Genomic DNA, 15,261 nt, shown 5'->3' on the forward strand with positions numbered 1-15,261 from the left:
GACACGTGACGGTTGACGTCGAGGTCGCACCCGGCCACCCGAGGATGACCAAGAGGTTCACCTGGGAGGCAGTCGACGCGCGCCTCACACTGCGCCTACTCGAAGTCGCCTACCTGGCGGAGGGACGGCCCGATGAGGCCGACAAGCTCAGCGAGCTGGATCGCGATGGTCTGGTTAGACAAGCCACCCGAGCGCTCGGAAGACCACTCAACAAGCGCCACATGCCGAGTGTGGGACCGGTGCTGAGGGATCAGTGGCTTCCGAACCTGAAACGCGTGCAGCTCTACGGCCTGGCCAGGCTTGTCCAGCTCAGCCTGTCAGGCCCTGACCGCACTGCAGCTCTCGGGACCAAGGGCGAGATCCTGGCCTTCTTCCAGCGTCGGAATCTCACGGAGACGTTCCTGGCCAACCTGCACTCCCTCTTTGTCAGCCACTACAAGAGGCCCGCCCCGGTGGTCGGGCCAGGAGGAGTCAGCGGCCGGAGGAATGCAGAGCCCATCCTCCTGGAGGGTCAAGGAGCTGTTGATCGACGCATGCCCTTCGACCATCAGCGCGACGCCTGGGCCAAGCTCGACGACATGGCAGGAGCCCGGGTCCTTTCGGAACGGGCAGGGCTCTTGGTGCTGCCCACGGGCGCCGGGAAGACGTTCACCATGGTGGCCTGGCTGCTCCGCCAGCTCGGACAGGATCCCTCACTGCGCGTGCTGTGGCTGGCCGACCAGCAGGAGCTGGTCGACCAGTCTGCTCGCGCGTTCGCCGATCACGCGGCGACGCTCGCGGTTGGTGACAGCCGCGTCCTTCGGGTGGTCCACGGCGGTGCAGGTTCCGCGTCGGCGCTCGGAGACGGCGACGTCGATGTCCTGTGCGCGACGAGGCAGTCAGTGCTTGGCGGTGGTTTCGCCGAGGCCTCTCAGCGCAGGCTCGGGACGTTCCTGACGCGCCCGACGATCGTGGTCGTCGATGAGGCGCACCACGCGGTGTCTCCGACCTATCGGAAACTGCTCGACTTCATCCAGGACACTTCCCCGGCGACACTCCTCGTTGGCCTCACCGCCACCCCCTGGCCGCGTGGCGCGGACATGACGGCGCTTCTGCGGAAGCGCTTTCCCGTGACGGTGGCCGATGTGCAGACCCGCGACCTGGTCAAGTCCGGAGTGCTGGCCAGACCTCAGCTCCACACCGTGCCGACAGGGGAGTCACTCAACCTCACTGACGAGCAGGTGCGCCAGATCGCCGGACGAGACCTGCCTCCATCGGTGCTGCGGGCACTCGACCGTGAGGGGCGCAACCACCTGATCGTGGACGCCTGGATCGAGCGCCAGGACGAGTGGGGAAAGACGTTGGTCTTCGCCTGCGACATCAAGCACGCCGACCATCTCGGGGCTCTGTTCAGGGCCGCGGGCGTCGCCACGACAGTCGTGCACAGTCGCGCTGAGGTCGACCGCGGACAGGAACTCGCCAGGTTCCGCCGCAGCGAGGGCAACGCCGTCCTGGTGAGCGTGGGGATGTTGCTCGAGGGGGTCGATGTGCCGGACGCCCGGACTGCCTTCCTCACCCGTCCTACGTCCAGCCCCATTGTGATGCGCCAGATGATCGGCAGGGTTCTGCGCGGCGTCGCCGGGGGCGGCGAGGAGATCGCCCATGTGGTCGACCTGCGCGACCGCTGGTCACACGACGTGGACGTGCTGTCGCCCGTGAACATCGCCGATCTGCCGGGGCAGGTGCACACGCACGACGGAGGTGAGCACAGGCTTCCGCCCGTGCGGGACGAGGTGACGGGCGAGCCGATCCCCGAGGACGTCCTGGAGCGGATCGCGCGTGCGTATCGCGACATCCACTCAGCTTTCCCGTACGCCGGTGCCCTCGAGTCGACCGACCTGATCGGCTTCTACGAGCTGGGCTACCTCAACGTTCCGGTGTTCCGGCACGCGCTGCCCCGGTGGGAGGAGGTGATTACGGAAGAGGTGTCTGGAGGCGGGTATCTCAGGCCGGTCGAGATGTTTGACGACTTACCCGTTCCTCAACCGGTCACCTCGGACATTCGTGCTGTCATCGAGTACTGCCGGGCGCAACGTGTGTCGCCGCCGCTGGCGCCGGTGAGGGCGTCGATGTCGATCGCGGCAATCGTTCGTGACCTCCGGGCGGCGGGCCCACTGGAGGAGGGTGAGCGCATGAGCCGGCTCCGCGCTGTGTACGAGACATCCTTGGCGCGCAGCGCCTTCGGATCGTTCCACCAGTTCTTCGACGCTGTGCAGCAGGAGCTCTTGGCGACATCCACCGAGGGGCCGCGACGGGGCAATCCCGAGAGCGTGACCTCGGCGGCCCCGACGCGGCGCGCGAAGCCGCGGCTGTCCCGCCGGAAGGACAGGGACCTGCAACCCCTGTACCGCTCGGCGGCCGCTCGTGGGCGGAAGATCCTGGAGGTGGCCGCACCGGAGCAGGCGCACCTTCTGCAGGTCGCGTGGCTGCCGACGGCAGCCTGGACTCACCAGCCGCTCAAGGGGACCTGGGCGCACTGGAGTGTCCGCCTGCAGGGCAGGTCTCGCGGCACACCGGTGATACGCGTGAACGCCGCGCTGCAAGCGCCCCGCACGCAGGTGAGCGACGAGGTGCTCGAGTACCTGCTCTGGCACGAGCTGGTGCATCACGTGCTGCCGGGCCGGGGGCACGACGCGGAGTTTCGACGCCTGGAGTCCGAGTGGCCCGACTTCGCCAGACTCGACCACGAGCTGGACTCCATCAACGAACGGTTCGACCTCTCGCATCTCTTCGGGGAGGAGGTGTAACCCAACGCATCCGTTGATCGTGTGATGTTGCTTGGTTGATGCTGTTCTTGGCGTGGGTGTCGGTGAGGGGTGATACCCATGACGCAGGGCTTCGTAAGTGGAGGGGAGAAGGGGTTGATGGACGCTCAGCCGAGCAGTTCGCACGTCTGGGACGAGTACGACCGATGGAACGACGTGATCGCCGAGGTCATGTTTCCGGAGCTCGACGTGCCAGTGCCCGTGTACCTCGATCTTGAGGACGACCAGGTCGCCCTTATCGCCTCGTCGATCGGCATAGATGTCGGTGAAATGGAAGCATCCCTGGCGAATGCCGTGGCGGCCACCCTGGATCTCTCGAGCACGAAGCCGTTCAAGCACCACACGACCCGGCTCTGGCGTTGGTCGCGGGGTGACAAAACCCAACCTCCACCCGTGATCGCCCTGCTTGCAGTGCTCAGCCTGACTGCCGAGCACATGTCGCGCGGTGAGGGCTTCGGGGAGAACAACTTCTACGGTCGGCTCAAGGACCTGCTGGGCATTCCCGGGACCGACGAGAACGTTGTTCACGCCTACCGAAAGGTGGCAGAGCGCTACTGGGGATCGCTGAACGCCTGGCTCAACGAGTGCGACGGTCGCCGTGGGCTGCCGACTGCGTACGCGCTCGGTCACCGATACGTCGGGCTCCCGATATCCCAGGCCCTGGTCCGGAAAGGGGATCGTGAGCGACTCGTCTCCTTCTTCCTCAGGTTCGGGTTCTCTCCGGGCACTGACGTTCCGCCGTCCGAGCTAGAGACGGTTCTGGACATATGGATGAGGCAGACGCCCTGCCCCGCGACCAAGAACCTTGAGCGCCTCTGGCACAAGGCCGACGCGCGCTCGAGGATCGCCCAGGCCGCGGCGGTGGCGCTGTCTGCGTGGGACGGTCGTGTCGACACGGACACCGAGCAGGCGGGGACCGGGCGTGAGGCCGGACGGCTCTCGCTCGGGCTGGAGCTCGGCGGCTTCCCGAAGAAGCGCTTCAAGCTCAACGTTTTGATCTACGCCCCATACCCAGAGCAGGAGCGCCCTGGCGAGATCCTCGCGCAGGACGGCGCGGTTGGCGTCACCCTAGCGCCAGCCATCGCTGGAGCCCTCAGCCTCGGCCAGTCCGCGGACATCGACCCGACCGACCTTCTCGAGGGCATGCTCCGGGTGCGTGACACGCTGACTGGGGCGACCCTGAGTCGCCGTCCCAAGCGCTTGAACGTGTTCCGGCAAGACCAGTTGTCCATGCGCTGGCTGGAGACGGAGCAAGTCCTGCTCGGCGACGACGTGATGCTCGTCGCCCACGGCGACCTCGAGGCACGGTTGCGAGAGGTCTTGAGCACGATCGCGAGGCCGGGTTGGGAGGTGATCACCACCGGCTATGCCGGGCTACCGGACGGGTGGCTCGTAGTGCGTCATGTCGAGGTGTTCGCCCACCCAGGAGATCTGGTCAAGGGTATGGATGACCTCGGCCCCCTCGTGCCGCTGACCAGCAGTCAGCTCAAGCTCGCGGGTGGTTTCCACCTGCCCGGCGCGACCCGCGGCAAATGGCACTCGTGGGCCCCGCCGGAAATTCGTGCGGTCAGTGACGTCCAGGGTGGGTTCGAGGTGCGACTCCTCGACCTCACGGACCGCTCGGACGATGTGAACCAGGGCGAGGAGGAAGCAGCGCAACGCGTTGTCGGCACCTGGGTCGACGACGGGCAGGGCGTCCTGGTCGCTGACCTCGGCGAGGCAGGCCTTCCGGATGGCGACTACCGCATCGAGGTGATGGCCCATGGCAAACGAGAACCACTCACGTCGACCCATCTGCGCCTGCGGAGTGGTGACCAGCCCGACCTCATGCAGTGGCACCAGTCATCTGAGATCACGCACCACATGTCACAGCCGCTTGGTGCCCTTGGCGCGGATGCCACGGTGGACAGTGGTCCACGGGTTCAGGGCGTGACCGTCGACGGCTCTGAGTCAGGTTTGCAGGAGTCGGAGGTGCCCGCTGTGCCGTGGTGGGTCGCCGAGGGACGCCCGATGCAGCGGTCCGCCGCGGCGAGCGTCCGGGTCACGCTCCCAGACCCTTCCTCCTGCGTGCACACGGGGCGACACCGTGAGGTGGTGGAGTTCGTACCCGTCGACAAGTGGGGCAAGCCGCTGGTGCGGTTCAGCGTCGGCACTTGCGAGGGCTGTGGCCTGGTGCGTCGGTACTCGACGAGCTATTGGAAGAACAGGAAAAGCAAAGAGAGGCGTCAGTTCGGGGCCACTGTCGCGGCGGAACCTGAGCGGCGCGACGTGTCCGGGATCGCACGCGTCAACGGCAATGATGCTCGAGCATGGGACCTGGTTCTTGATGGCTTGATGCACACGGGCGGTGGTCGGTGGTCCCTGCTTGAGCGGCTGGCGATGCACATCGAGCCGACCGGCTTGTTCGTCGATCAGTTCGCGCGGGCTCTCGAGAGCCTTGGACACATCGAGATTCAACGAGACCCAACGACGCTGCTGCCGACGGAGTGGGAGATCGCTCCCACCGCACTCGCTCGTACCACCAATGGCTACCTTCTCGCGGGCTTCTGGCCAGCTGGCGTCACCGACCGGGCGACCGAGGCGGTCGAGGAATCGGGGGGAAGCCTCCATCGGGAGGTTCAGGTGGACGGTCCATCGTCGTGGTTCTTCGACGGGGACCAGGTGGCCGAGGTCGCTCGCAGTCACGAGTTGGCTATCGAGCCGCGTGAAGACGCCTGGCGTGAGCTGGCATCCGTACTGCCCAGGCTGGGCCTGGTGGTCGAGTCCCTGCCGCGTCGAGCCGCGGCCGTCGACGGACGGATCCGCTGGTTCGACCTCCAACAAGCGCGCTGGGTGGATGCTGTCGACCTGCGAGCGCCTGGTGCCTATCGAGTGACTACCTTCGCGACCCTTGATGTCCTCCGAACGTATGCGGACTGTGACAATGACCAGATGGCGACCGCCACGGTGCAGCTGAGCAAGCACGCCGCGGCCCTGATCCAGAAGGAGCGTCCCCTCATGGCCTACAACCGCGCCACGGAGGAGCTCAGTGTTCCGCTGGGAGCGGATCTTCCCGGACTGTACGGTCGCGCGGCCGTCCTGTGCTCGGGACTCTTGCCGGCGGTATCCGGTAGGCAGCTTGTCTATCTAAACGTCCATCGAGAGCTTGCCGGCCATCTAGCGCACCTCCTCGGACACTGACGAAAGGTCTTGGCCCGATGAGCAATCCCGTCCCCGATCCGCTGACCGTCGCCAACGATCTCAAGCAGGCCGTTCTCCGCTACATCGACAGCGCCTACTCGTTGAGGGACGAGGACCTGAGTCGTGAGCGAAGGGCCATTCTGGAGGCAGATGGTCACCTGCTTCAGGACGTGTTCCTGGAGCCCGTGCTGCCGTATGACGGGACGCAGGATGCCCTTGAGGTGTGTGAGTCGGTGGGCCTTTCGCCGGGAGAGGCTGCGATCCTCATCGAGGCGCTCTTCGGAGTCGAGGACGTCGGCGAGATGAAGCTTCGGGAGCACCAGGCTCAGGCCATGCGTTCCGCGATGTCGGTTGGTCCTGACCGGACCAACCCCGTCGTCACATCTGGGACAGGCTCAGGAAAGACGGAGGCGTTTCTCCTGCCCGTTCTGGCTCGCCTGCTAGTGGAGTCCCGTGGCTGGGATGGCGGTTCGGCGACCCACAACTGGTGGGACTCGTCGCCAGCCAGATGGAAGCCCTTGCGGACGTCGCCGCGCGATGCGGCTATCCGCTCCGTCGTGCTGTACCCCACCAACGCGCTGGTAGAGGATCAGATCGCCAGGCTGCGACGCTCTCTGCGCCGGATCACCGCCCTCGGAGGGCCGGACATCTGGTTCGGGCGATACACCTCCGCGAGTCCTGGGGGATCGGACATGCCCGATGCAGGAGGGCGGCACAAGCGCCTGAAGGATGTCGCAGGCGAGCTCCGAGCGATGGTGCATGAGTTCGACGGTCTCACCGGGTTGGATGAGGTGGTCCTGTCGCAGATCACCGACCCCCGGCGGTCCGAGATGGTGACCCGATGGGACATGGTCGCCACACCGCCGGACATTCTCGTCACGAACTACTCGATGCTCAACGTGATGCTGATGCGGCGGTTCGAGGACCCCGTGTTCCAGCAGACGCGGGACTGGCTGAAGCAGGACACCAGACACGTGTTCACGCTGGTCGTCGACGAGCTTCACCTCTACCGCGGCACCCAAGGGGCGGAGGTGGCGCTCATCGTGCGCAGCCTCCTGGACAGAGTTGGTCTGGAACCAGACTCACCGCAGCTCCGCATCATCGGCACCAGCGCCTCCCTCGACGGGTCGGGATACGAGTACCTCGAGTCCTTCTTCGGAGTTCCGGCCGAGTCCTTCGACCTGATCCAGGGGCGGCCGCGGACAGTGAAGGCATCATTGCCCGTCGACCCAGGGGCCGTGCGACACGAGCTCCGTGAGCGAGGCTTCGTCGAGGGGATCGACCGCGCATTGGTCGCTGCATGCCGTGACGCGGCGACCGGTGTTGTCCGTGCTTTCCCGTTATCGACCATCGGCGAGAGGTTGTTCGGCGATGGCAACCACGCTGACCTCCTGGCCGAAGTCCTGGGAGCGATGTCGGCTCTCCCTCAGGAGTCGCAGATCCCCTTCCGAGCCCACCTTTTCCTCCGCACCATGCGCGGCCTTTGGGCATGTTCTGACCCTGACTGCAACGAGGTCGAAAGGGAGGCGCCGCAGAGGACTTTCGTCGGGAAGCTCTACACGCAGCCGTTGCAGTTCTGCCCGTGTGGGGGAAGGGTTCTTGAGGCGCTCTACTGCTACCAGTGCGGCGACCTCAGCCTCGGCGGCTTTGTCGTGGGGGAGATGGAAGGGCAGCCCTTCTTGGCGTCGAGCCCTGCAGAGGGAGAGGGGGAGCATCTTCCGCTCGTCTTCCGGAGATCAGCAGCCGAGTACCGCTGGTACCGGCCTGGTCTACCTGTGGCACGCGAACGATGGCAGCATGCCGGTCCGGACGACTCAGAGCTGAAGTTCTCGTTCACGCCCGCGGCGTACATGCCAAAACTCGGATGGTTGGAAGTTGGCTCCTCAGAGCCCACCGGCACGGTTGTCACGTATTCCGGTGCTCCTGGTGACTGGTCGCCACCGGCGCTGCCGTCGCACTGTCCGCACTGCGGGCACAGCGAGCTGCAGCAGAGCTTCAAACGAGGAAGCGTTCGGTCACCCGTTCGTGCTCACACGCAGGGCGCAGCGCAGGCCACGCAGCTGCTCGTGTCACAGATGGTCCGCTCCATCGGGGATGATCCGGAGTCCAGCCGGACGATCGTCTTCACGGACAGCCGGGATGACGCCGCCACCACCGCCATCGGGCTGTCGTCGAACCACTTCTCTGATCTCCTTCGGCAACTCGTCCAGCAGGAGCTGGCCTCGGCAGAGGACGACGCGGTCCGCATCTTGCGGGATGGCGCACTGCCCGGTGGTCTGCCGCAAAGCGACCTCGCGCGGTACGACACGATGGCTCAGCAGCATCGTGACGTCGCGTTCGCGTACCAGGACATGGCGCGTGGTCGGGCTCGTGACGAGGATCTGCTCCTGATCAAAGAGTTTGAGGCCTCGCGGGACGAGTCCTCCGCCCGTAGCTGGCCGGACCTCGTCGAGACGCTGATGAGATCCCTTGTTGAGCTGGGCGTCCCACCGGGCGGCCCGAGGGCGTCGTTGCTGACCTTGGAGGACGGTCAGCCCTGGAACGTCGTCTTCGATCCACCGACTCCGGGTGAGTGGAAACCGCTCCCTCACGGCGCCGCGCGCGAGGACGAACGCAAGCGGTTCCGACGCGAACAGGTCAAGGCCCTGGCGGACTCGCTCTTCGGTGGCGAGGGCCGCGACTCCGAAGGGACGATGGTCGCGGCGCCTCGCCTCGCGGAGGATTCGGGTGTACCGGATGAGTTGAAACGCCCAGTCCAGTCGGTTCTGCGCCTCTACCTTGAGGCGGGGTACTGGCGTCCACACGAGACGGGCGTCAAGTCAGGTGTCCCGAAAAAGGTCAAGGACTACCTCGCGCGCGTGGCCGGGCGCCTGGATCGTGACCCCGAGGAAATCCTCACGCAGGTCACCGGTCTGCTCGGCCCCGTCATGGACGGCGGGTGCCTCAACTTGACGGCGCTCGACCTTGGGTTGGAGCTCGTCCCCTCGGGCCACGAGGTCTGGGTCTGCGACAAGTGTGGTCGCCGACACGGGCACGACTCCGGCGGCATTTGCGTCAGAACCGGATGTACGGGCACACCGACGCCGCAAGATGTTGACATCCATGCGGAGGCGGACTATTACGCATGGTTGGCAACACTCGAACCCAGTCGCCTGGCCGTCGCGGAGCTGACAGGGCAGACCAGGCCGCCAAAGGAGCAGCGGGACAGGCAGCGACGCTTCCGTAGGGCGCTGCTCCCGCGGCCTCGCGAGAACGAGCGAACGACCCCCCTCGACGTTCTAAGCGTCACTACGACGATGGAGGTGGGTGTCGACATCGGATCATTGCGCTCGACGGTGATGGGCAACATGCCCCCGCAGCGATTCAACTATCAGCAGCGTGTGGGGCGAGCCGGGCGAATGGGCCAACCTTTCTCCTATGCAGCCACTTTGTGCCGTGATCGTTCGCACGACGACTTCTACTTCCGTGAGGCCGGCCGCATCACGGGAGATCCACCCCCACAACCCTTCCTCGACACCAAGCGAGCCACGATCGTCAAGCGGGTCATCGCCGCAGAGCTTCTTCGTCAAGCCATGCGTACCACGAGCAACCCCCCCGGTAACAAGGGCGCCAGTGTTCACGGCGCCTTCGGCGACGCTCGCGAGTGGTCAGTTCGTCGTGCGGAGGTCGAGGCTTGGCTGTCGCGCAGTCCGGAGGTGGAGCGGGTAGTGCGTCGCTTGACGGCACTCACTGGTCTTGGGGACATCGGCCACATCGTCAACTGGGCACGAAATGACCTGGTGGCTGCGATCGACGGTGTTGTGGCGGACCCGGTGTTCACGCAGGCCGAGCTGAGCGAGCGGTTGGCCAACGGCGGGGTCTTGCCTATGTTCGGATTTCCCACACGGGTCCGGAAGTTGTACCGGACGCCAGTGCATGGCGACCCGCGAGAGGCGGAGATCTCCGACCGGCCACTGTCGCACGCTGTTTCGACATTCTCGCCCGGGTCGCAGATCGTCAAAGATGGCTGGATCCACACGGCCAACGGATTTGCTGCCTACTCCTACTCCTTCGGCAAGTGGAAGTCGGTCAATCCGCTCACGTCGAGTCTTCAAGTCCTCCGATGCCCCGACTGCGGCTCTTCGATGACTGGCGACGTGGAGTCATCCGACGTAGTTGCGTGCCCTGTCTGCAAACAGCCGATGCGTGCCACCCGCGTCTATCAACCGGATGGCTTTCGGACTCACAAGGACCGTTTCGACGGACGTCCTGACGAGGACTCCTCGGCCACGGCCTCTCGTCCAGTCCTGGGCTGGATGGACCTGAACGACGATCCCCTTCGCTTGGGATCGCTGGACGTCTGGCAGCAGGAGCAGGCGCAGCTGCTGACCATTAACGACAACAACGGACGCCTCTTCGATCTTTACGAGGCCTCCGACCGAACGGTCATCGTTCCCTTGACGGACGAGCCTCCGGCAGGGATGCGAAAGCGAGAGTCTGCGGCGATCGGCGAGGTTCGCGTCACGGATGCGGTGCTGTTGCTGCCATCCAACCTTCCCCTCCAGGGCGGGGTCATCGCCACAGGCCCCTCCACTTGCCCCTCCGGCCTGGCGGCGCTGACCTCTTTCGCGGACGCCCTTCGGCGAGGTTGCCAGAACGAGCTGGACATCGACCCCTCTGAGCTGACGGTCGGGCTGCAGTCGAGGCGAATCGACGACACCCGCACAGCAAGCGTCTACGTCGCCGATACTCTCGAGAACGGCGCCGGCTATGCGGTGGAGCTGGCTCGCGGTCCGCGGCTGAAGGCCGTCCTGGAGGCCATCTTGGGCGACGTCGGCGAACGGTGGGCCTCTGCGTCGCACGAGATATGTGATGCCTCGTGCCCTGACTGTCTTCGCTCGTGGGACAACCGTCACCTCCACTCACTACTCGACTGGCGTCTAGCGCTCGACGTCGCCGAGCTGGCATACGGGCGCGGACTGACGATCCAACGGTGGCTGGGCGAGGGCAGCCGCCTCGCAAGCCAGTTCGTCGAGGCATACCAAGGGGCTCTCGAAGATGTGGTCCTGGAAACCGCGGGCCAGCTGCTAACTCTCCAGACGAGCAGCAAGGCGGCCGTTATCGGGCACCCGCTGTGGCGCCGCGACGAGCCGTTTTGGAACGAGGCGCAGGCAAAGAGCGCCCAAGTTCTCAGGGCCAAGGGCCTCCATGTCGGGATGTCCGACGTTCGGCAGCTACGGAATCGTCCGGAGAGCCTCTATCGAATGCTGACGTGAGCCGGAAGCGCGCTCATCATGGCGCGGTCGGATGCGCCATGAGCACCGCTGGGATCCAAATGCCTTGAGGTTCTGTGGATGTCGGTGGTCTCTGGCATCGTGGCCAGCATGAGCGGTGAGACGGTCGGTACCCCGGACGACACGAAGTGCCCCTCCTGCGGCAGCAATGCACGACTGGCGATTCAGTACGGATATCCGGCGCACCCACCGGATCCGGGCGTGGCGCTCGGTGGCTGCCTCGTTGGACCTCACATGAAGCGTTGGGAGTGCGGGGACTGTGGTCGCCGTTGGGGCGAGGTGCCGTGGCCCTCGCGGGACCAGGCTGAGACCACCGGGCGCGCATGACACCTCGCCTGGACCCTCCGCAGCCGCAGTTCGCCACGGAGTCAGAGCGCGAGGCGTGGGAACGCCTCGCGGCTCAGGCGCCGGACGACTGGACCATCCTCGCCAACGTCCGCCTGACTGACGAGCTGAAGGACTGGGAGTTCGATCTCGTCGTTCTCATGCCCGAGGTCGGAGTGATCGTGGGCGAGGTCAAGGGTGGGTCGGTCACGGTCGAGGACGGCGTGTGGCGCACGTCGTCGCAGAGTGGACCGCGCGTCATCCGCCCTGTGGACCAGGCGAGGGACGGCAAGCACGCGCTGTGGAGATATGTCGCAGGCGATCCGCGGTGGAAGGACTCGAGCCGTACGCGGGTTCGGTTCGGCCACACGGTCATCACGCCGCGTACTTCGCTGCACCCAGACTTCTCCACGCCGGACTGTCCGCGCTGGATGATCCACGGCAGGGGTGACCTGGCGGATCTCGCGGGCCGGCTCTGGGACATTGCCGCGCGGCAGGAGTCCGGCTTCCGGGTTCCGACTGCTGACGACTGCGACCTGATCGTCCAGATCCTCAAGGGCCGGAACCTGCCACAGCGGGTTCTGCTCGCGGAGGCTGATGAGCGCGAGTCCCGTGCGGACAGGCTTACCATCGAGCAGGCCACGATTCTCGGCGTCACTCGTTTGCTTCACCGCATCGACGTGCGCGGCGGCGCGGGCAGCGGCAAGACGGTGCTCGCCCTGACCCAAGCGAAGGAGCTCACCCGCGGAATGCACGGGATACCGGCGCAGCGGGTCGCCCTTCTTTGCTACTCCGTGGGGCTGGCCAGCTGGTTCAAGCGCTACATGGGCACCGTGGATCGCCGGCATCGCCCGGCTTTCGTCGGCACGTTCGAGGACCTCGCGGCCTACCTTGGCGTGACTGAGTTCGGTGGTCGCGATGACGCCGACTTCTGGGAGAACCGGCTGCCGGCCGAGATGGCTGAGCGAGTCGGTGACCTTCCAGACAGCAAGAAGTTCGACTCCTTCGTCGTCGACGAGGCGCAGGACTTCGCCGACGCCTGGTGGACGCCGATCATGCGCTGCCTGCGCGACGAGGACGAGGGCGGCCTCTACGTCTACAGCGACGAAAACCAGCGGGTGTTCGCGCGCTTCGGCCGACCACCCGTCCCACTCGTTCCCTTGGTTCTGGACCACTGCCTCCGCAACACCAGGCAGATCGCCGAAGCATTCGGACCACTGGCACCCATGCGGATGTACGCCCGCGGGGGAGAAGGGCCGGAGGTGTCGTTCATCGAGGCCGCCGCCGAGGACGCACTGGACGTCGCGGACGACCAGATCGACCCACTTCTCGAGGAGGGATGGCGGCCCGAGGACGTCGCGCTGCTGACGACGGGCGCGCGTCACCACGAGCAGGTGGCCCTGCAGGAGTCGGAGGGTCAGGACGGCTACTGGCGCACCTTCTGGGACAAGGACTGTGTCTTCTACGGGCACGTGCTCGGCTGCAAGGGCTTGGAACGCAAGGTCGTCGTGCTGTGCGTCAACGAGCGGATGCCGCGCGAGCGGTCCCGTGAGCGGCTGTACGTGGGGCTTTCGAGGGCGACGGACAAACTCGTTGTCGTGGGTCCCCCAGATGTCATCCGCGAAATGGGTGGACCCGCGGTGGCAAAGAAGCTCGGAATCGGTTGAGCTGACGTCGCATCGACTGGAAGCGCGCGGCGCATTGTGGTGTGCCCTGCGGGACCTGTGTCAGCCCACTGTGGCGGCTCGCGACAATAATGGCGTTCAGGCTGATCGGCTACAACGCCATCGTTCGGAGATGCTGCTGGGTCAGTGAGTCAGTGGAGTAGAGGGTGACCCCTCTCATACCTCGAGTCATCAGCACCTTGTAAACGTTCCGAATGAGGCGGTCGAAGTCGGCATCGCTGACCCGAGACCGGTTACGGAAGTCGGGGTCCTTGTTGGCTTCGCGAATAGCGACCCATCGGTCGTCACGCCACACGAAGTCGGGACCAAGGATGACACCGGAGTAGTCGTACTCGAAGCCCTGCGCCGTGTACACGCAACCGACTTGGCCGAAGCCCGCTGGGTCGGTGGCCCACAGGGCTGCTGCGGGAGCGCCGCCAACGGACCTGTCGCCCTTGAGGTTCCACGGCCTGGACCAGTCGCCGATGTGAACGTCCGCCGGCAGGGAACCGTCCTCCCGAGGGTCGCCCCATGGCCAGCAGTACCCAGCCGCGATTCGAGCGGAATACCCTCCTTCGAGCTTTGTCGCGAGACTGGCCTCAAGCTCGAACGGACTGTCCGCGACCTCAACCTCGAAGCCCGGGTCACCGGTCCACTCGAGTGGGCCACCCGGCTCCAGGCCGAGGAGGCGTTTGACCCACAGGACGTATTCCTCGGATCCGCCGCAACGGAACTGAGCGTCGAGGTCGATCTTTTCGACGTGCATCCCCCGAACGGTTGCGTGCTTGGCGATGTCATCGACTGTGCCCTGCTCGCCCGGGCGCACGACCTGGAACTCGTCGAGGAGGAAGACCGGCACGCGGGCGGCATCCAGTAGCTCTTCGATCTGAGGGCGCCCGGTGCGGTGCTCTGCCTTCGTCCAACGAGACACCGACGTCTCCCGAATGCGGTGTGCCTCGTCGAGGATCAACGCGTCGAGGTCGTTCGCCTCCGCCGCGATGAAGGAGTTGAAGTACGTGAACATCTTCTGCACGCGAGGAGCCCGTTTCCCAGCGACCTTGCGCAGCGTCTGGGTGAACGACCGAGAACCGGTTGCATGGAGGACGGCTCGACCTTGCCGCGACAACTCGCCCAGCAACGACAGGGCGATCACGCTCTTCCCGCTGCCGGGACCACCTGAGACGATCACTGCCGTCTTGGTGTTGCTTCGACGGGCTCGTTCCACGGCGTGGAGGACGTAGTTGTAGGCGTCGCGCTGCTCGTCCAACAACACGAACATCTCTCGACGTTGCACTTCCTCGGCGGCGAGTGCGAGCAACTGCTTTGACGGGGCGATGCGACTGGCCTCAAGCCGGTCTGCGTAGATCGATCCCGTCTTTCCCGGAGCGAAGCGCGAGTGGAGGAACTCCCGGAACTCCCCGCGGCGCTGACCGGTGAAGACCCGGCCCAGGTCATTCCCGGGCAGGCGGAAGAGGTCTGCAACTCCAGCATCCGTGGCGTTGTGGAGGTAGGCCACCCCGGCGAGAGTCTCTGGTGCCTCTGCGAGCACGGCATTGAAACCCAGCATGTAGTCGCAGTAGTCGCGGACCTGAAGGGCGGGGTGAGTCACCGGGCGGCTGCCGTACTGCTCGATGCGCACCAGGGAGTCGCTGTCCTCGAAGCACTCAGCGTGGCTCCACTGCTTGAGCTCCACCACCAGGTACGACGGTCCGCCCGTCACCGGATGCTGGCCCACGAGGACCACATCGGCCCGCTTGCTGGTGAGCGGGAGCTGGTACTCAATGAGCATCTCGATGTCGTTGAGGCCGGCCGCCACGAGGTCGGCCCGCAGCGCGGGAATGCTGCGCTCCCACGAGCGTCGCTCACTGTCGGATGGGCGGCGCCCCGTGCGGTGTGACATCCGATCAGCCAGCAGCTCGGCGAAGTGGTGCTCGATGGCGGAGAAGCCTTCGACGGACGTCCGGTACAGCGTCACGATTGAGAACCCCAGGCAGCACGAAGTGAACCGTGCGGGTG

Annotated in this window: 5 protein-coding genes; 4 read left to right on the forward strand and 1 reads right to left on the reverse strand. The window is 65.7% G+C overall.

All coding sequences use genetic code 11. From position 1 onward, the window contains the following. Positions 1 to 5 precede the first annotated feature (5 nt). The 4 genes from ACOJV7_RS07605 (at position 6) to ACOJV7_RS07620 (ending at position 13,248) form a co-directional block, all read left to right on the forward strand. Positions 6 to 2,786 carry a DEAD/DEAH box helicase family protein gene (locus tag ACOJV7_RS07605; RefSeq protein WP_420189529.1) on the forward strand — a complete coding sequence of 927 codons (2,781 nt, stop codon included), beginning with the start codon at positions 6 to 8 and terminating at the stop codon, positions 2,784 to 2,786. A gap of 78 nt (positions 2,787 to 2,864) precedes the next feature. Beyond that, on the forward strand, positions 2,865 to 5,984 hold the full coding sequence (locus ACOJV7_RS07610) for a hypothetical protein (RefSeq protein ID WP_420189530.1): 3,120 nt from the start codon (positions 2,865 to 2,867) through the stop codon (positions 5,982 to 5,984). A gap of 17 nt (positions 5,985 to 6,001) precedes the next feature. After that, positions 6,002 to 11,239 (forward strand): DEAD/DEAH box helicase, encoded by a 5,238-nt coding sequence (locus ACOJV7_RS07615; RefSeq protein ID WP_420189531.1) that lies wholly within the window; start codon positions 6,002 to 6,004, stop codon positions 11,237 to 11,239. Between the two features lie 341 nt (positions 11,240 to 11,580). After that, positions 11,581 to 13,248, forward strand: a complete 1,668-nt coding sequence (locus ACOJV7_RS07620; RefSeq protein ID WP_420189532.1) for a nuclease-related domain-containing DEAD/DEAH box helicase — start codon at positions 11,581 to 11,583, stop codon at positions 13,246 to 13,248. A gap of 109 nt (positions 13,249 to 13,357) precedes the next feature. Here ACOJV7_RS07620 and ACOJV7_RS07625 read toward each other — a convergent pair whose 3' ends face one another. After that, a complete protein-coding gene (locus ACOJV7_RS07625; protein WP_420189533.1) occupies positions 13,358 to 15,220 on the reverse strand; it encodes a DNA/RNA helicase domain-containing protein in 1,863 nt (620 codons plus the stop codon). Positions 15,221 to 15,261: the final 41 nt, after the last annotated feature.

The organism is Knoellia tibetensis, from assembly GCF_048606415.1.
GTDB lineage: Bacteria > Actinomycetota > Actinomycetes > Actinomycetales > Dermatophilaceae > Knoellia > Knoellia tibetensis.

Excerpts from the sequence above, each read along its gene's own strand:
- ACOJV7_RS07620 (WP_420189532.1), top strand. The coding sequence starts at position 11,581 with ATGACACCTCGCCTGGACCCTCCGCAGCCGCAGTTCGCCACGGAGTCA.
- ACOJV7_RS07615 (WP_420189531.1), top strand. The coding sequence starts at position 6,002 with ATGAGCAATCCCGTCCCCGATCCGCTGACCGTCGCCAACGATCTCAAG.
- ACOJV7_RS07610 (WP_420189530.1), top strand. The coding sequence starts at position 2,865 with ATGACGCAGGGCTTCGTAAGTGGAGGGGAGAAGGGGTTGATGGACGCT.